Consider the following 18,531-nt stretch of genomic DNA (forward strand, 5'->3'; position numbering starts at 1 on the left):
AGCCTGCTCGCGAAGGCGTCAGCACATTCAGCATCTTTATTGACTGATACACCGCTTTCGCGAGCAGGCTCCCCACATTGAACTCTGGTAATCACAAATCCGAGTTCACACCCAATCCTGTGGGAGCGAGCTTGCTCGCGATGGGGGCTTCAGCTACGCAGATGAGTCAACGGCAGTTCGGTGCTGTTAAGTACCTGGTTCAGCACAAAGCTCGAACGCACGCTGGTGACGCCATCGATCCGGGTCAGGTGCCCCAGCAGTAGCTTCTGGTAATGGTCCATGTCCGGCACCACGACCTTGAGCTGATAGTCCGCGTCCATGCCGGTCACCAGGCTGCATTCCAGTACTTGCGGCAGGTTACGGATGGCGGCTTCGAAGTTCTCGAAACGCTCGGGGGTGTGGCGGTCCATGCCGATCAGCACATAAGCCGTCAGGCTCAGGCCCAGCAGCTTGCGGTCGAGCAGGGCGACCTGGCGGGTGATGTAGCCGTCATCCTCCAACTGCTTGACCCGTCGCGAACAGGGGGAGGGCGACAGGCCGATGCGTTCGGCCAGTTCCTGGTTGGAGATGCGCGCGTCGCGCTGCAATTCCGCCAGAATGCTCAGGTCGTAACGGTCGAGTTTGCTCATCGGTCGGGCCTTTATCTTGATAATTGCGGAGGATTATCTATCCGGGGTTAAAAATTGCGCAAGTGATGTTTATTTCCGCAATCTTCGCAATCATCCGTCGGCACCCCAGGATTATGCTTACCACCAAGATCACTGCTCGGACAAACAGTCCAGTGCAGCCCGCCCAATCAGGCCGGCTGCGGTCGCAGTACCCACCGGTACTGGCAGGCCCCCGAGCTGCACACTGTCCAGAAGACGGCGTGAGGTGAGCCGACGTCATAAGCGTCGCGCACGGACGAAATTCTCAAGGGGAGGCCGACGGGTCTCCCTTTTTTATTGGGCGCAGATTCTGCTTTGGCTAGGGCGCGTCATATCCGCAAGAACGCAGGCGTTGGCGGGTCAGGCGTTTGTCCGGGTAGTCGGCGCCCCAGTTCAGGTGCTGGTCATAGCGGGATTTGACGTGGGCGCAGGCAGCCTTGATTTTTGCGTCAGCCTCGGCCAGGGCGGTATCGGACAGGCGATTGATTTTCAGACTTTGGAAAAAAGGCAGGATAAACGCCTGATCCAGGTCGTAGCCTTTGCTGCCTTCGGGCAAGCGTTGGCCGGCGCTGACCGAGAATGGCTGTTTCAAGCCGCTCTGGTTTTCCCAGCACCAGTAGGTGACATCTTCTTCCCAGGCATTCGTCGGGCTATGCCATATGTCATAGAAACGCAAGCATTGCATGCCTTGCCGCGTGACCCAATCGATTCCTTCGGGGCGTGCCTTGCTTGGGGTGAGGTCCATCAGGGCGAGTTTGTTTTGCAGGAACTGCTCGGGAGAATAGAGCGTCCCTTCGTCCTTGCCGTCAAGCAGGCTTTCGACGGTTATCCAGCGCGATGAGGCCAGCACGACGAGGTCATCGGAGCGAAAGCCGCCGGCAGCACTCGCCGACTGAATGTCGCGCACCTTGTCATAGTTGAAGCCGCTTTTGATCGTCCCGCACGGCGTGTGCCGCAATGGCCCAGGCAGGTCGTAGGAGAAGCGTGGGCTCAGGGTCACCCGCTGTTCCCCCACTTCACACAGCATTCGGCTGAGCCGCTTATCATCGTCATGCACCAGCGGCGCGGGCGCGCAGCCCCACAGGGCCACAGGCAGCAGCATCAGGGCAACGCGCCCAGGCCTCAAAGCGAGGCGCCGAAGGAGTTACCGTTCTTGTCGATGAAAGTGGGCACGATGTAAGTCTTTTTCGTCGTCCCGTCTTTGTCGGTAGTCGTGCCGTTTTTGAAATCTTGTTGCACTTGGTTAGTGCCTGTTTGGCACATGGATTTCACCTGGCACAAATAGTTGGAGTGCGGGCTCTCCTTACCCAGGAGGCCAGGGATTGTGAATATAGCCCCCAAGTACCGGGTGATCGGGTCGTTGGAGTTAAGGGCATTGTTGCCCAAAAAGTCGGACACGGTGTCTGTCTTGGGCAACATGCCAAAGAACACTTGGCTGTCCGGGCGGTTGACCTGGAAAACTGCGTTGTTGCCGTCGGTATTGAAGCCCGCCTCTTGGGCGGCGTCAAAGAAGTGTTGCGCGAACACTGGCGCGCCAGACAGTTGAATGCCGCCTGCACTGTTGCCAAATTGCAGACCATCAAGCCCTCGATAGGTGAGCAACGCGCCCTGGCTGTGGCCCACCAAGTCCAGCTTGAACCCCTGGTCAATACCCGCCTGGTAGAACTCACTTATCTGTTGCGCGTTACCGGATCGTTTGACGCTACCCAAGGCCACGTCCCATAGGGACTCCACCAGGTCACCCAGGAGGCCGTGCTCCGGGTTGTAGCCTTGCATGAAGCTGTCCTTGCCGCCTTGCATGCTGCCATTCACCGCTGCATCTTGCAGCGAGTTCTGGATGCCGTTGATGGCAATCACCCCCTGGGCGTCAGGACGCACAATCAAGTCGAAGTCGACCTTATCCACCAGCGGTTTGCCGGTTTTCGGGTCCATGATGACCCTGCCCTCGGAGTCTTTCTTGTAATCCACTGTAGTGCGGTAAAAACTCATATCACCGCTGAGCAGCACCGGCAGTTGCGTCGCTGCGCCGCCGTGGCTGATCACGCCCGGCATCAGGCCCAGGGTCCCGTACGAGGTTTTATCCAAAGCGGCTTGCAGCACGCCCGGAATCCACGCCAATGGCGCCAGGCCCGGATTTTCCTCCAGCGCTTTTTCGGTGAGGCCGGTCATGTCGCCGTAGGGCTTGAACAGATCGGAACTGTTCTTGCCATAGTTCTGCAGCCCTTTTTTCCACCGATCCAAGGTTTGCGACGGGTTGGCCACCGAGTTCAGCGACGATTCGCTCACATAGAGTTCGGTACGCTTTTCCTTGTCCCGGGTGATGTCGTAGGCCTTGGACGGATCGCGGTTGAGGCCGCCGGTGGAGGTTTGCCCGGTAACCGCATCGTTGCGCACGATGATGTTGCCCGCGCCGACGGTGGCGCGCACGTCTTGCTCGCGCTCCTTGCGGTAATCGTAGCCGCTCACGCTCCAACCATTGAAACCTTCCTTGGGTGCACCGCTCAGGCTCTTGTCGCCAGTGAAGGCCACATCCTTGCCGCCGGTGGTCTTGGCGCCGTTACCCGCGTCCGCGCCCCAGCCAAAGGCACCGCCAACGTTGACGTAGTAGCTGTGCTCCTTGTCTACGCCATTGATGTCACGGAAGCCCAGGGTGTTGGTGTCGAGCTTGAGCTTGCCGTTGTCGGCGGCGATCAGCGCACCGTCGATCTGGGTGTGTTTCTCGGTGCGGATATCCACGCCGTTTTTACCGGTGATGCTGGTTTGCTGTTCAACCCAATTGGTCTTGCCGGTGGTCTTGCCCACCCCCACTGAACCGCTGACGCCACCGCCGCCGGCCAGGCCGATGCTGACGGTAACGCTGGCATCGAACTGTTTGCCGCTGACTTTGCCGGTGTCTGGCACCGACGATACCAGCAGGTCGCCGCCCACGCGGCCAACCACTTCTTCGGCGCGCAGGTTGGCGCCAGCGATGGTGGTGTCGTTACCGCTGTTGAAGCGCAGTTGGTTACCTGCGTACAGGTAGGCGGTCTGCTGTTTTTCGGTTTCCCGCTCCAGCTTGCCCTTGCCCATGTCGACACTGGCGTAGACCGCGATGAAGTCCTTGCCACCCAGTGCAATACCGACCTCGCCACCACCGCTACGACGGCTGGATTCGCTGTTGGAGTCGTTCTGAGCGGCACGGATGGTCAGGTCCTTGCCAGCACGCAAATCGATATCGTGACCGGCAATCACCTGGGTGCCGATCATGGTCAGGTTCTCGCTGGCCTCGATGTTGGTGTCACGCCCGGAGAGCAGTACGCTCGGATTGTTGGTGCCCTGGGTCATTTCTTCGCTGGCCACGCCGTTGCTGCCGCCGATCCCGGCGCGGGCACTGCCGCCACCACTCTGGCCGTTGATACCGCCCTGGCTGCGAGTGGTCTGGCTCTCCTCGTTGATCTGGCCACGGGCCACGTCGAGGTTGACGTTCTTGCCCACCAGGGTGATGTCGCGCCCGGCCTCGAACTGACTGCCGCGCACATTGAGGTTGTTGCCAGCCACGGCGTTGATGTCACGCCCGGCGCTCAAAGTGGACGGGACATTGTCACGAATTTCCGAGCGCGAGCTGGTGCCCTGACTGGCCGAGCCGAAATGGGTCGCGCTGGTGGGCCCGGAGGTGAAGGTATTGATGGCATCCACGGTGCTGAGCACGCTGGAGGCTTTGCTGACGTTATCTTCGCCTTTGCCGGTGCCGCTGATGGCGTCCTTGGTATTGCCATAGTTGTGGCTGATATTGGCGGTCAGGCCGTTGCGGTCGCGGGTCTTGCTGCGTTCCTGGATGAAGGTTTCATCGGCGGCATCGACATTGAGGTCGCGCGTGGCCTGGAGGTTGATATCGCGTCCGGCGTCGAGACCCGCGCCTTCGAGGGTCAGGTCGCGTCCGGCCTGGACGGTCATGTCCTGGCCGGCCACCAGTTGGCTGCCGGCAGCGGTCTGCTGGGCGTCGCGGGACTTTTGCTTGGTCGCTTCGCGCCCGGCAAACGCAGTGAAACCGTTGCTATCGCTTTCCAGGGAGAGGCCGGCCTGCTTCGTGGATTTCCAGTTGCTCTGGTCCTGGCTGTTGCTACCGGCCAACACGTTGACGTCGCGCCCAGCCCCCACTTGCAGGTTACGCCCTGCCTCGGCGGTGCTGCCGATCATGTTCACGTCACGGATGCTTTGCAGGGTGACATCACGGCCGGCGTTGACCTGGCTGCCGACGCTTTGGGTTTGCAGGTTTTCTTGTCCGGACTTCTTCGCCGAGGCGATGGAAATGAAATTGCCGGAGGTGCTGAAGCCCACCTTGCTTTTGTACTTCTCGCTCTGGCTGGTGGACTCGTTGGCGGCGTCCATCAGGTTGACGTCGCCGTTCTTGTCGATCATCCCGGCGCGCAATTGCGCATCGCGCTTGGCATCGATACGGCTGGCGGACAGGTTGACGTTACCGCCAGCGACCACCACGACATCGTTCCCGGCGTCCAGCTCGCTGCCCACTTGGGTGATGCTGCTGGAACTGCGGCTATTACCGCTTTTGCTCAGGCCGAAGCTGCCTTTTTTCTTCATGCTGTAGCTGCTGTCGGTCTGCTCTTGCGCCGACATCAGGTTCACGTCGCCAGCACCACCCACCAGCAAGTCGTTGCCGGCCTTGAGCTGGCTGCCGATCACGCTCACGTCGTGGCCGCCATTGAGGCCGATGCGTCCGTCCTTGTCCTGGGTGACGTTGACGGTCAGGTCGTGTCCGGCCTCGATCTGCGAAGCCACGTTGCTGGTCGCCGAGTCCGCGCTCTGGGTGGTTTTGCTTTTGCCCCAGGAACCTTTTTTCTTCTGGTAGAAGGTCGAGGACTGTTCGTCCTGGGCCGAGACAATGGCCATGTCATTGGCTGCATTGAGGGCCAGGTCATGACCGGCCTTGACCTGGCTCGCCACGACCGCCATGTCGCGTCCGGCGTTCACTTTCAGGTCGCCACCAGTGGTCACGCTGGAACCGAGGGTCTTGACCGTGTCGTTGGTCACCAGGCCACGGCGGATCGCATTCTGGGTGAAGGTGTGATCCTGCACCGCGAGCAATTCCACGTCACGCCCGGCATTGAGCGTGGCATTGCCGTCGCTGTTGATCTGGCCTTTGTTGGTCAGGTCACGCCCGGCGTTGACATTCAATTGCTGGCGGGCGCTGATCAGGCTGCCTTGATCCAGGTTGGTCCGCGAGCCGGAGCCGTAGAGCACTTCCATGGCGGCGCGCTCGTTGACGATGTCGCCTTTGACGGCGCTAAGGTCGACCTGATTGCCACGTACTTCGCCGCCCAGGGCGTTGCGAATACTGTTCTGGGCCATCAGGCTCACACGCTCGCTGGCTTGCGTCAGACCGCCCTGATAGAGATTGTTCCCTGCCTCTGCCACCAGGTTGCTGCTGGCCCGCAGGGTGCCGACGTTGGTCAGGTCGTTGCCGGCCATCAGGTTAATATCCCGGGCCTGCACCAGGCTGCCGCCGCGCAGGTTGCGCGACTCGGCCTGGGCCAGGTAGAGCACCGGAACCAGGACTTGCTGGCCCTGCACCTGGCGGCTTTCCATCCAGACAATGTCGTGGGTCAACGCCGCCACTTGCTGGGCGCTCAGGGCTACGCCGACGCTCAGTTGCAACGAGGCCTTGGAGGCGATGGCGTTGTCCATCAGGTACTGGTATTGCTCGTAGTCGCTGGTCAGGCTGGCGGCGAGGAAGCGCTGACCGGTCTGAGCCAGCACCGCTTCGCGGATCAGGCGGGTTTCGTACAAGCCATCACCCAGGCGACGCCAGCTGCGGTCGTCGTTGTAGCCCAACTGGCCGAGCATGTAGTCGGAACTCATGAACCGCGAGAGGTTGGTCAGGTTCGGGTTTGTCTCGATCAGGTAGCGGCTGTCCGGATTCTGGCTACGCACGAACAGGCCATAGTCACCTTCCGGCAGTCGATAGGTGGCGAGCGCTGTGGGGTCGACGGCGGCGAAAGGTACGCCGGCAAAGTCCACCGGTACAAAACTGAGCTGGGTGCTGCCGTCGGCTGTGACGCGCTCGACGCGTCGTACATCCGCCGCGACCTGGGTGCTGCCGCCGCTGCCCAGGGCATTGACGGTGATGGTCTGGCCGCCGACCAGGCCAACGGTGTTGGTCAGGCTCTGGCCGGTCAACTGGGCGCTGGCCTGTTGAGTCAAGGTGCCGTTTTCAAGGTTGCCGGTGACGGTGAGGTTCAACTGGCGACCGGACTGCAAGGTCGAAGCGTAACCCGCCTGGGTGCCGTTGTGTACGACGCTGCTCTGACCAATGAGTGGGTACTGGGTGATCGCCGTCGGAATGGGTTGCTGCTGGTCGGGAGCGCTGCCGGCATTGGCCGCGTTCCAGGCATTGGCGTTTGATTCCGCCCAACGGAAGTCGTCTTGTTTCACCCCGTGCAGGAAGTAAGTGGTGCTTTCGACACGCTGGTCGAGGGTTGCCCCTCGGTTATAGAAGTTTGTCGCGTTGACGAAGGCGTCGCGGTTGGCGGCGAGCAGGCTTTGTTTGTTTTCCACAGTACCGGCATTGATCAGCAGGTCACGCCCGGCAATCAGGCGCGCGGCCGGGGAATCCTGGATGACTTTACCCAGGTAGGTGCTGTTGACGATAAATGTCGCGGTGTGGTGCTTGCCGGAACAGTCGGTACAGTTGATGTCGATGCGGCGGCTGACAAGGGATTCGCCGATTTCGAATGTGTCCTTGGTGTTTTCCAGGCTGGCAACGTTGAGGCTCATGTCGCCTTCGCTTTCGATGTTCGCCGAACGGTTACTCAGGCTCTGCGCCTGGCCATTGTCCAGGGCGGCGAAGCTCAGGTTGCCCTTGCTGTAGATATCGCCGTAGAGGTTGCTCAAGGTGGCGCCGCGCAGGTTCATGTCGGCGCCGCTGTAGATCAGGGTATTGGCTGAGGTGCTGATGCCGTTGCCCGCGAAGATGTCCAGTTGGCCCATGGCCCCGAGGGTTCCGCGGTTACTGACTTGTGCGGCATGGATGTTGAGATTCTGGCTGGCGATCAGGCGTCCGAGGTTGTCCAGGTTGCCGCGCAGGTTGAGGACGGTATCGCCGGCGCTGGCGATGCGTCCGCCATCTTGGGTCAGGTTACCCGCCGAGATGCTGACGGCTTTGGCCGCCGACACCAGGCCGTTATTATTCAGGTCGCCGGTGAGTGTCAGGGCCAGGTCACCGTCGCTGAGTACTTCGCCGCTGTTGTTCAGGGTCGTGGCGCTTAGCGCCAGGCCGCTGGCACTGGCGATGCGGTCGCCGGCCAGCAGGGTGAGGTTGTCGTTGACGGCCACATCCAATGCACCATTGAACTGCAGGCGCCCGGTGCCATTGATCGAGCTAATGTCCACATCGGCGCTGCCCAGGCCCGTGATGCTGCCCTGGTTGCCGGTCAGGCTGGCAAGGTCGATCTTGAACAAACCCGCTCCGGTGTGTTCGACGCTGCCAGCAAGGTTATTCATCGCGCCAGCTTTGAGGTTGAGCGCCTGGCCAGTGACACCGATGGAACCGTTCTGGTTATTCAGGGCGCCCGTGAGCAGAATCTGGCTCAGGTCGCCGCCAATGGCGCGGATGCGGCCGGTGCTGTTATCCAGGTTGCCGCCGGTCAGCAGCAGGTTACCGCCCGATTCGATCAGGCCGGTCTGGTTATAGGTGTTCAGCGCGTTGAGGTTCAGGGTCCTGGCGCTTATTTCACCGCCCGCGCGGTTGTCCAGGATCTGGCCCTGGCTGCTGAGCAGTCCTTGGGCATAAAGTCGGCCTGCCTGGTTGGTCAGGTTGTCGACCGTCAGTTTCAAATCGCCGACTTGGGCGTTGATGATGCCGGCCTTGTCAGCCAGTGCGCTGTTGTTCACAGCGGCGGCTTTCACTTCGACACTATCGCCTTGCAACGCTCCAGCCTGATTGTCCAGCGTGCCTTGATCAAGCTGTAGATTGGCGTGACCACCGCGTGCCAGCACAAGACCTTCGCTGTTATTGACGGTGGTAGCGGTGACTTTCAAACCTTCGGTACCGGATAGGAGCTGGCCCTTGCGGTTGTCCACCGCCGTAGCCTGTACGTCCAGGCGTTTGCCGGTGAGGGTGCCGCCCTGATTGTCGAACTGGGTGGCCTGGGTCACGCGAACCGTCGACTCGCTGCCATCGATCAGGCCCAGGGCGTTGTTCAATACGCCGGAGACCGCCAGCTCAATCGCGCCGGCGGTGGCGATCGCCGAGCCTTGTGCGCTGTTGTCCAGGTTGGAGACATTGGCCCCGACGCTGCTGCCCAGCAGCACGCCGCCGTGGTTGTCGATGTCGCTGCCATTGATCTGCAAATGGCCGTCGCTCTGCACGCGCCCCTGGTTGTTGAGCAATTGTCCCCGCGTCACGCCCTGATCCATGAGCGTCAGCTGCGCACCACCGGTCCCGGCCAGCAGCAAGCCGCTGGCGCTGTTGTCGATGCGCCCCGCACCAACGGTCAGTTGATCGCCCACCACGCGACCGCCGCGGTTATCCAGCAAACCGCTTTGAGTCAACAGCAGATGCTTGCCGACGATCACGCCTTGCTGGTTGTTTAACGCAGCAGCGGTGATGTCGAGATCACCGACTTTGGATTGGAGGTGACCGGCGCTGTTGTTCAGTTGTTGGGTCACGACCATTGTCAGCTTGCCGGTTTCGGCGCTGAGCACGCCTTGGGCGTTCTGGCTGAGACTGTCCAAGCCGGTGCTGAGCTGTCCGCCGTTGACGTTGCCCTTGAGGTTGTTCAGGTCACGGGCGGTCAGGGAGGCGCTGCTTGTGCCTTGCAGCAAGCCTTCGGTGTTATCCACGTCCAGGGCGGTGACGGCCAGTTGATCGGCGCTGATCTTGCCTTGTCGGTTGTTCAGGTTACCTTGGCTGACGAAGGTCAGCTGTTGGCCCACCAGCGTGCCGCCCACATTGTCCAGGCTCCCAGCCTTGATGTTCAATGCGGAAGCTGCCTGGATCCGGCCGCCCTGATTGGTCAGGTCTTTTGTAACGGTCAATACGTTGTTGCCAAGCTCGGCGCTGATCAAGCCATTGGCGCTGTTGTTCAGACGCTCGGCGGTGAGCTTGAGGTGATCGGCGACGAGTTTTCCACCTTGGTTCAAAACCTCGGCGGCGCTGACATCCAATAGGCTTTGGGCTTGCAGCACGCCGCCGGTGTTGTCGAGTTGGCCGCTGACGTTGAGAATGGACTGGCCGACGCTGGACGCAATCAGGCCGCCTTGGTTGTCCAGGCGCTCGGCGGTCACTTGCAGTTGATCGGCGATCACTGAGCCACGCAGGTTGGTCAGTCGGTTGGCGTTGAGAGCGAGGTTGCCGCCGGCCAGTTCGAGGTGGCCGCCGGTGTTGTCCAGGGTGTCGAGATTGAGGATGGCGGATTGGCCGTCGCCGAAGCGGATCAAACCGCCCAGGTTGGCGATCGCCGGCGTCAACAGGGACAGCGTATTGATCCCCAATACTCGCGCCGCCGTGCCTTGGTTGACCAGGCGAGCGCTGGTCAGGCCAACGTTGGCGCCTTGGATGATGCCGTTCTGATTGTCGATCACCTCGCTGGCACCCACCTCAAGGTGACGGCTGGCAACGACGTTACCGGTGTTGCTCAGTTGCCTGGCGGTGATGGCTACGTCACCACGCTGGTTGCGGGTATTGTCCGGATTCACTCCGGCTTCGACGATGCCGTTGTTGATGACCTTGCCGGCGCTGGTGACGGTGACTTTGTCGCGAGCGGCGATGCTCTTGCCTACCGTCACATTACCGCTTGTGTTCACGTTGACCTGGGTACCGTAGACCTTGCCTTGCACGTCCAGGCTTTGTCCATTGACGGTGACTGCCTGGTTGGCGCTGGCGTTGGTCATGCTGACCTTGCCGCCGGCATCGATCTGGATGTCGCCCACGCTGGCTGCCATGTCGCCCGCCAAACGCACGCCCACGCCCTTTTCGGTGCCCACCAGACGAATCGCCCCGGCGTACATGCCGCCCAGGGCCGAGCTGTCGATGGCCAATTCGGGTTTTTCGCTACCATTCTCGGCGCGTGCGGTGGCGCTCAGGTTGTCGGCGTTGACGTCGTTGCGGCCAGTCACCACATTGAGGTTCTTCGCGTAAATATTGGCGTTGAGTTTGGCGCTGCGGGTAATCAAGTCGAACTGGTCGACGTCGCTGGCGTCCAGGCCCGCCCCCTCAATGCTGATATCGCCACCGTCGACCTGGAAGTGGTCCAGGCGCTGGCCGTCCATGACGGGTTTGCCGGTGGTCAGGGTGGCGCGCGGTGTGTTGATAAAGCCGCAACCGCTGCAGGTGATGCCATTGGGGTTGGCGACGATGACACGTGCCGCTTGCCCGGCTACTTCGGTGTAGCCGGCCATCTGGCTGCGATTGCCGCTGGTGATTTCGTTGAGGATGACTTGCGCGGCCTGACCCTTGAGGTTGTCGTTGCCAAGGATGATTCCGCCTAGCTGAGTGTTCTGCGTCTTGCCGGTGGCGTTATTGAGGATTACGCCGTTCTTGCCGACGTTGTAGTCGGTGAACTTGTTGTGGGAAAGCCCGCTGCCATTGGCGCCGTTGATGTTGATCACCGGCACGCCGTTACCCGCTGCCCCAATGGTCGTCTTACCCCCCGCCGCCGCGTCGACCGCAAGACCCGCCGCCGCCGCGACGATGGGATTGAGAAACACGATCGAGGCCAAAGCCAGGGCAATACTCTGAGACAGGGGGCTACGGACGTCCATGTGAAAGTCTTCCATTTACAAAAGCGAGTCGGGTGTCAGAAAAACAGATCGACGCGGAAATACACCGGGCGTTCACGTTTTTCGATAATCCCCGGGCGTTCCAGTGAGCGGGCAAAACTCACGGAAGTTGCGAGGTTCTTGCCCCTGGCGTTGAACTCCAGGGCGTTACCGGTGACGCGGCCGCGCTCGTCAGGATTCGAGGATCTACCCTCGATCACCCCGACGTCGTAGGCAAACGCCACTCCGTACTCCTGCAATAGCGGTTGCAGAGGCTGCCAGGTGACAGCTCGGCGCCAGCGCAACTGGTTTCGCCAGTAGCCACCGCTATCGCCGGTCAAGGTCTGGTCTTGCAGACCTCGTACTGAACTGCTCCCACCCAGACTGATTCGTTGCGGGCTGTAAAGTTCATCTTCACTGCGCTGACCCGTTGCAAGGCTGTCGAAGCTGAAGCTTTCGCCCCACAATCGAAACGGCTGCAAGTAGCTCATTGTGAGGCTGTATTTGTTGTAGCGCGATTGCGGCCCGTGGTGGGAGCTGTCCCGCTGGGCATCCAGCATGCCAATCCCCTGTTGCCAGCCGGCATCCAGGTTAATGAACGCCGAGCCGATGCGCCGACCATGGTTGAGGTTCAATTGGGTCTCGGTGATGGTCACGCTCGAGGTGTCGATGAAGTTATCGTCCACGAAGTTGCGTGTGCGCAGTTGGCTGAGGCCGAAACTGATGCCGGTCTTGCTCACGTTGTCGCGATGCAGCACGCGCTCGGCGCGCAATGCATGGTTCTTGCTGGTACCGTCATAACCGAATTTGTAGCCTTGGGCGTTGCCGCTGGCGCGGTAGAAACTCTGGCTGTAGGCGTAATTGAAGGTCCACCAGCCGTAGGGCACGCTGTAATACAGGCTCTGATTGTCGGAGTGACGCCAGTGATCGCTGACAGCGTCCTGATTGGCGCGCAGGCTCAATTGGTCGGCCAGGCCCAATGGGCTGTCCCAGTCCAGGCCCAGACCCATTTGCTGTTGGCCAGTGCTGCGGTCGCCGTCGTTGTTACGCGTGGCCGATACGCGCCAGGGTTTTTCACGCTCGCCCTTGAGGCCGATACGGCTGCCACCGACCTGCTCGCCCGGTGCCAGTTCGAGCTGGGCCTGACGGGACGGCAAGCGGCTGAGCTGATCCACCAATTGCTCCAGTTCCCGCAGGTTCAGCGGCTCGCCGGTCTGACCGGGGAAAGTCATTGCCAATTCGCGAGGGGTGGCCAGGGCGGAGCTGTCGAAACCTTCAAGTCGCCCTTCGACTACCACTATTTTCAACACGCCGCCCGACAGATCCTGTTGCGGCAGATAGGCTCGCGTTGTGACGAAGCCGCGCTCGAGATAGTGATGGGTCAAGGCCTTGAGCAAAGTATTGATCTGTCCGACCGACAGGCATTGGTTCTGATAGGGCTTGATCAACTGCTCGCGCATGCCTGCGTCAAGGTGGGCCGCGCCCTCAAGCTCAATGGTCTTTATGTCGAAGCAACGTTTGTCGTCGGGGGTGGCAGGGGCAGGCGCGGGCAAGGTATTGCCGGGCAGTTGTTGGAGTTCGTCGAGGCGTTTTTGTTGTTCCTGCAGCAGTTGCTGCTGACGATCACGAATCAGATCGCGGTCACCGGGTGTTTGGATGGGAGCGGCATGGACCAGGGATGTAAACACCGCACAAAAAGCCAAAACGTGCGTAATGCCAAAACGTGACATGCCTTCATTCCCTTGAATGGCTAACTGCGGCGGATGCCGGCGGTTGTTTCAGGCGAATAGGAAGTCCCTGTCGCCTGGCGAAAAACGGTGGGTATCTTAAATGGTAGTGCTTCTTATCTTGAAAAATTACTTGTGAATCCGACGAGCGGTAGTTGTCGGTTCGATTTTGATGATGGCACTTCGCCTTGGCTGATGTGGCCCTGCGCAAGGTGGTGGCCTGGTCGGGGGAAAGCAAATACCTGCGAAATAAACCCCGTGACTGATAATCTGTCGTAGAACCGGCCTGGGCTTTTCCAGTCTTACGATCAGGCCCCAACCGTTGTGAGGAATTTCATGAAGTCGCGCATCTGGCGTTTGGCAGGTGTTGGTCTGTTGTGGGCAAGTGTCAGTGCGCAGGGAATGGCCGATGATCAGCAAAACCGTGGCGGCCCGGACGGCGGTCGCGGGCAGGACGGGCGCGGTGGCAACGGCCAGGGTTACTCGGGCCAGCCGCGGGGGCAGAGCAATGAAATCATTCGGGGCGACAACAGTCGTCAGTTCGAGGTCAAGCCACAGCCGCAATACCAGGGCGGCCAGCACTATGATCGCGGGCCCCAAGACCCCAACGACCATGGCCGCCCGCAACCGCAGCCCGGCAACAACTTGCCGATCCAGGGTCGGCCCGACAGCGTGACCCAGACCCGCGAACCGCAACCGGGGTATTACCGTGACATTCCACGTCGCAATGACGGTTATCCAAATGGCGGGCCCCGTCCGGGGCGCGACAACCGTCCCGAACAGCATTGGTCCGGCCGGCCGGACGGCCATGGCAATGGCTGGGGCCCGGGGCCGCAATACCGTCCGGGTTATGTGATCGACCGTTTCCCGGATCGCAACTACCGTGTGCCTTATCGTGGCCAGGATTATTTCTACTCGGGCGGCTACTGGTATCGCCCTCAAGGGCCGCGTTACGTCGTGGTCGAGCCGCCGCGGGGCATTCGTACCCGTTACCTGCCCGATTACGCCAGGGAAGTGTGGATCGGCAGCTCGCTGTTCTTCCTCGCCGCCGGCGCCTATTACATCTACGAAGCCAATACCCAGGACTACGTGGTGGTCGAGCCGCCGGTGGCCAACCCGCAACCTCAGCCCCAGGGCAACAGCTTTGACGTGGTGGCCTACCCGGCCAACGGCCAGTCCCCCGAGCAGGTCAACCAGGATGGCTACGACTGCTATCGCTGGGCGGTGCAGCAGAGCGGTTTCGACCCGCGCAACTACACCTACCCTCCGGCACCGGAAGTGGTGCAGACCTATCGGCAGGCCCAAGGCAGTTGCTTGAGCAGTCGTGGGTATCAGGTGACGTACTGAGGCGCGGTAAAGATCGTGCGGACGCCGCTTTTTGTGGCGAGGGGATCAGGTACTCGCCGGGTTAGGCGTGGCGCCTCTCACCACTTCCGACGGATCGGCATGCACCAGCACTTCGGCCTTAGGATAAGCATGATGGATCGCATCGGCGGCCTGGTCGCTGATGCCGTGGGCCACTGACAGGGTCAGTTCCCCCGGCAACTCCAGGTGCAGTTGCACGAACCAGTGGTTGCCGGAGATCCGCGTGCGCAAATCATGGGCACCGAGTACGCCGGGCACGGCGCAGGCCAGTTCCAGCATGTGCTGGCTGACGTCGTGCGGCAGTTCCTCATCCATCAGCACCGCGAAGCTTTCCCGGGCGATCTGGATGGCGCTCCACAGGATGTACGCCGCGATCCCCAGGCCGAACCAGGCGTCGAGTTGATACCAGCCGAATCCGGCCAGGACCAGCGCCACCAGGATGCTGCCGTTGAGCAACAAGTCGGAGCGATAGTGCAGCGAGTCGGCGCGCACGGCGTTGGAGCCGGTGGCGCGGATGACCCGATGCTGCAACGCCAGTAACGCCAGGGTCAGCCCGAGGGAAAACACGATCACGCCGACGCTGAGCCAGGGTGCCTCCACGGGCACCGGGTTTTTCAGGCGCTCGAAGGCCTGCAAGGCGATCAATACCGCACTGCCGCCGATAAACAGCGCCTGGGCCATGCCGGCCAAGGATTCGGCCTTGCCGTGACCGTAGCGATGGTCATCGTCGGCGGGACGCAGGGCGTAATGCACCGCCAGCAGATTGAGCAGCGAGGTGACGCCGTCCAGTGCCGAGTCGGTCAGCCCGGCGAGCATGCTCACCGAGCCGCTGAGCCACCAGGCCAACGCCTTGGCGACGACCAGGATAAGTGCCACGGCCACCGAGGCTCGGGTGGCCAGGCGTAGCAGACGAGCGTGTTCAGTGCTGACGGTCATGGCGCGATCGTTCCTTGTGTGGCGCCTGTCATGCGGCCGGTTTGAGACCAAGCGCGGCCAGTTGCTGTGCGCTGCCCTTGTGCTGGATCAGCCGTGGGTCGTCCAGCGGGAAGCTGCGGCCCAGTTCGCGTTCCAGGATCGCCTGCAACTTGTGGTTATTGACGGTGCCGTCGGGGTTGATGGCCGGTTTGAGTTTTTCTGGCTCGATCTGGACGCTTTTGCCCGGTTCGAAGTAAATGGCGCCGGTGGCAAAGTCCACGGCGAACGCGATCAGGCCGGGAATGATGTAGAACAGCAGGCCGACGGCATCGAGCGCGGCAATTGCCGGGTCGATCTTGCCATCGATCTGGCCGCGACGGTCCGGGTAGAAGATCGAGCCGCAAGCGCTGATTTGAGTCAGCAGGGCGGCGACCAGGACGCCACCGATCACGCGAAAGGGAATACGCATAGCAATCTCCTGAACAGGTAAAGACGTTGCTGGTTGGAGTCCAGACCACGCTAAACAGTTCGCCGTTATACTCGGCCCTCTGTTTTGGAGCCAGCATGATTTCTTTGCCGATTGATGAAGTTTTACCCGCCCTGCGTCAAGCCTTGGCGTCGCGCCACGAAGCCGTGCTCGAAGCGCCGCCCGGTGCCGGTAAAACCACCCGTGTTCCCCTGGCCTTGCTGAACGAGCCCTGGCTGGCCGGGCAGACCATCCTGATGCTCGAGCCCCGGCGCCTGGCGGCACGGGCGGCGGCCGAGCGACTGGCCAGTGAACTGGGGGAAAAGGTCGGGGAAACCGTCGGCTACCGGATTCGCCTCGACAGCAAGGTCGGCCCCAAGACCCGCATTGAAGTGGTCACCGAAGGCATCCTCACCCGTCGCTTGCAGGACGATCCGGCGCTGGAAGGCGTGGGGCTGCTGATTTTCGATGAATTCCACGAACGCAGCCTCGATGCCGACCTGGCCCTGGCCTTGAGCCTCAACGGCCGGGAGCTGTTTCGCGAAGACCAGCCACTGAAGATCCTGCTGATGTCCGCCACCCTGGAAGGTGAGCGCCTGGCCGAATTGCTGGACAATGCGCCGATCCTGCGCAGCGAAGGCCGCATGTTCCCGGTGACGGTGCGCTGGGGTCGGCCGTTCCAGCCCGGCGAGTTCATCGAACCGCGGCTGGTGCAGACCGTTCTGGAAGCATTGCACGATGAAACCGGCAGCGTCTTGGTGTTCTTGCCCGGGCAGGCCGAGATTCGTCGGGTCCATCAGCAACTGGCCGAGGCCTTGGGCGAGGGCGGCAATGTGTTGCTCTGTCCGCTGCACGGTGAACTGGACCTCGCCGCCCAGCGCGCCGCCATCGACCCCGCGCCGCCCGGCCAGCGCAAAGTGGTGCTGGCCACCAACATCGCCGAAACCAGCCTGACCATCAATGGCGTACGCGTGGTGATCGACGCCGGACTGGCGCGGGTGCCGCGTTTCGACCCGGGCAGTGGCATGACCCGTCTCGACACCCAACGCATTTCCCGAGCCAGCGCCACCCAGCGGGCCGGTCGGGCCGGGCGCCTGGAGCCGGGGGTGTGCTACCGGTTATGGTCCGAAGACCAGCATGAACAATTGGCCGCTTACGCCAGCGCGGAGATTCTGTCGGCGGACCTGGCCGGGTTGGCCCTGCAATTGGGGCGCTGGGGCGTGACGCCGTCGCAACTGGTCTGGCTCGATGTTCCACCCTCCGCCGCGTATGCCCAGGCCCAGGACCTGCTGCAACGCCTCGGCGCGCTGGAGGGCGAGCAACTGACCCGCCACGGCCAGGCCATGGCCCAATTGCCGGCTCATCCGCGTATCGCTCATCTGCTGTTGCGCGGTCAGGCGCTGGGGCTGGCGGACATGGCCTGCAACGTCGCCGCACTGTTGGGCGAGCGCGATATTCTGCGTGGCGCCGGCGCGGATCTGCACAGCCGCCTGGCCTTGCTGTCCGGCGAAGAACGAGCAGCGCGCGGCGCCCAGGGCGGGGTGCAGCGGGCGCGACAACTGGCCCGGCAATATCGCGGTTACCTGCGAGGCAAGGCCGAAGAAGCCGTGGCCGATCCCGATCATCCGCGTTGGCTCGGCGCCTTGCTAGCGCTGGCCTACCCGGACCGCGTCGCCCAGCAGCGCCGGCCCGGCGGCGCTGAATATCGTCTGGCCAACGGCCGTGCGGCGCTGTTTGCCGAGGCTGACAGCCTGATGAAGCAAGCGTGGCTGGTGATCGCCGACCTGGGCAGCCGCCAGGGCCAGCGCGAAGAGCGGATCTACCTGGCGACGGATTTCGACCCGGCGCTGTTCGATTCGGTGCTGGCTGAGCAAGTGCGCACCGTGGACCAACTGGATTGGGATGAGCGCGAAGGCGTGCTGCGCGCCGAGCGCCAGCGCAAGGTCGGCGAACTGGTGCTCAGCCGCGAACCGCTGACCGGCCTGGATGAGTCGGCCCGTAGCCAGGCCCTGGTGAACCTGGTGCGGCGCAAGGGCCTGGAATTATTGCCCTGGACCCCGGAACTGCGGCAATGGCAGGCGCGGGTGGCGCTGCTGCGTCGCCTGGACCTGGACGCCAAGGGCGAGAGTGAGTGGCCGGACGTCAGCGATGGCGCATTGCTGGACAGTCTCGAGCATTGGTTGATGCCGTATCTGGGCCGCGTCTCGCGCCTCAGCCATTTCGCCAACCTGGACGTGTCGAGCTTCGTTCATAACCTGTTGCCCTGGCCCTTGCCGCAACGCTTGGATGAACTGGCGCCGCACCATTTGAGCGTGCCCTCGGGGTCGTCGATTCGCCTGGACTACAGCGAGCATCCGCCGATCCTGGCAGTGCGCCTGCAGGAACTCTTTGGCCTGGCCGACACCCCGCGTATTGCTGGCGGGCGGCAGGTGGTCAAGCTGCACCTGCTGTCCCCCGCACGGCGGCCGGTGCAGGTCACCCAGGACCTGGCGAACTTCTGGCGCAGCACCTACGCCGAGGTGAAGAAGGACCTCAAGGGGCGGTATCCCAAGCATTACTGGCCAGACGACCCACTGGTGGCGGAGGCGACGGCGCGGGTCAAGCCGCGCAAGTGAACTGACTCCAATCCACCCCCCAACCACTGTGGGAGCGAGCT

General features: G+C 62.0%; 8 protein-coding genes and 1 pseudogene. 2 read left to right on the plus strand and 7 right to left on the minus strand.

Translation table 11 applies throughout. The features are described from left to right. Nucleotides 1-149: 149 nt before the first annotated feature. From KI237_RS03740 to KI237_RS03755, 5 genes and pseudogenes are all read right to left on the minus strand, one after another. The gene (locus KI237_RS03740; RefSeq protein ID WP_003185723.1) at nucleotides 150-629 is read right to left on the minus strand and encodes an Lrp/AsnC family transcriptional regulator; all 480 of its coding nucleotides are present in this window, start codon (nucleotides 627-629) and stop codon (nucleotides 150-152) included. A gap of 337 nt (nucleotides 630-966) precedes the next feature. Then, nucleotides 967-1,749 (minus strand): hypothetical protein, encoded by a 783-nt coding sequence (locus KI237_RS03745; protein ID WP_212798856.1) that lies wholly within the window; start codon nucleotides 1,747-1,749, stop codon nucleotides 967-969. Between the two features lie 20 nt (nucleotides 1,750-1,769). Then, on the minus strand, nucleotides 1,770-10,535 hold the full coding sequence (locus KI237_RS03750) for a hemagglutinin repeat-containing protein (protein WP_502937104.1): 8,766 nt from the start codon (nucleotides 10,533-10,535) through the stop codon (nucleotides 1,770-1,772). After that, nucleotides 10,520-11,405, minus strand: a pseudogene (locus KI237_RS30870) (filamentous hemagglutinin N-terminal domain-containing protein); the annotation flags it as partial. The pseudogene KI237_RS30870 and the gene KI237_RS03750, both read right to left, overlap by 16 nt. Before the next feature lie 35 nt (nucleotides 11,406-11,440). Continuing rightward, nucleotides 11,441-13,132, minus strand: coding sequence for a ShlB/FhaC/HecB family hemolysin secretion/activation protein (locus KI237_RS03755; protein WP_212798858.1), 1,692 nt, complete (start codon nucleotides 13,130-13,132; stop codon nucleotides 11,441-11,443). 333 nt (nucleotides 13,133-13,465) lie between these two features. On the opposite strand from KI237_RS03755, the gene KI237_RS03760 reads away from it, so the two are divergent. Beyond that, nucleotides 13,466-14,476 (plus strand): DUF6515 family protein, encoded by a 1,011-nt coding sequence (locus KI237_RS03760; RefSeq protein ID WP_212798859.1) that lies wholly within the window; start codon nucleotides 13,466-13,468, stop codon nucleotides 14,474-14,476. A gap of 45 nt (nucleotides 14,477-14,521) precedes the next feature. Here KI237_RS03760 and KI237_RS03765 read toward each other — a convergent pair whose 3' ends face one another. Both KI237_RS03765 and pmcY read right to left on the minus strand, forming a co-directional pair. Beyond that, the gene (locus tag KI237_RS03765; RefSeq protein ID WP_212798860.1) at nucleotides 14,522-15,430 is read right to left on the minus strand and encodes a cation diffusion facilitator family transporter; all 909 of its coding nucleotides are present in this window, start codon (nucleotides 15,428-15,430) and stop codon (nucleotides 14,522-14,524) included. 28 nt (nucleotides 15,431-15,458) lie between these two features. Then, entirely contained in the window at nucleotides 15,459-15,878 is a 420-nt protein-coding gene (gene pmcY / locus KI237_RS03770) for a periplasmic Zn2+ metallochaperone PmcY (RefSeq protein ID WP_212798861.1), read from the minus strand. A 95-nt stretch (nucleotides 15,879-15,973) separates the two neighbouring features. Here pmcY and hrpB point away from each other — a divergent pair, with 95 nt between their 5' ends. After that, nucleotides 15,974-18,490 carry an ATP-dependent helicase HrpB gene (gene hrpB, locus KI237_RS03775; RefSeq protein WP_212798862.1) on the plus strand — a complete coding sequence of 839 codons (2,517 nt, stop codon included), beginning with the start codon at nucleotides 15,974-15,976 and terminating at the stop codon, nucleotides 18,488-18,490. The last annotated feature ends 41 nt before the right edge of the window (nucleotides 18,491-18,531 follow it).

The sequence above is a fragment of the Pseudomonas sp. St316 genome, assembly GCF_018325905.1.
GTDB lineage: Bacteria > Pseudomonadota > Gammaproteobacteria > Pseudomonadales > Pseudomonadaceae > Aquipseudomonas.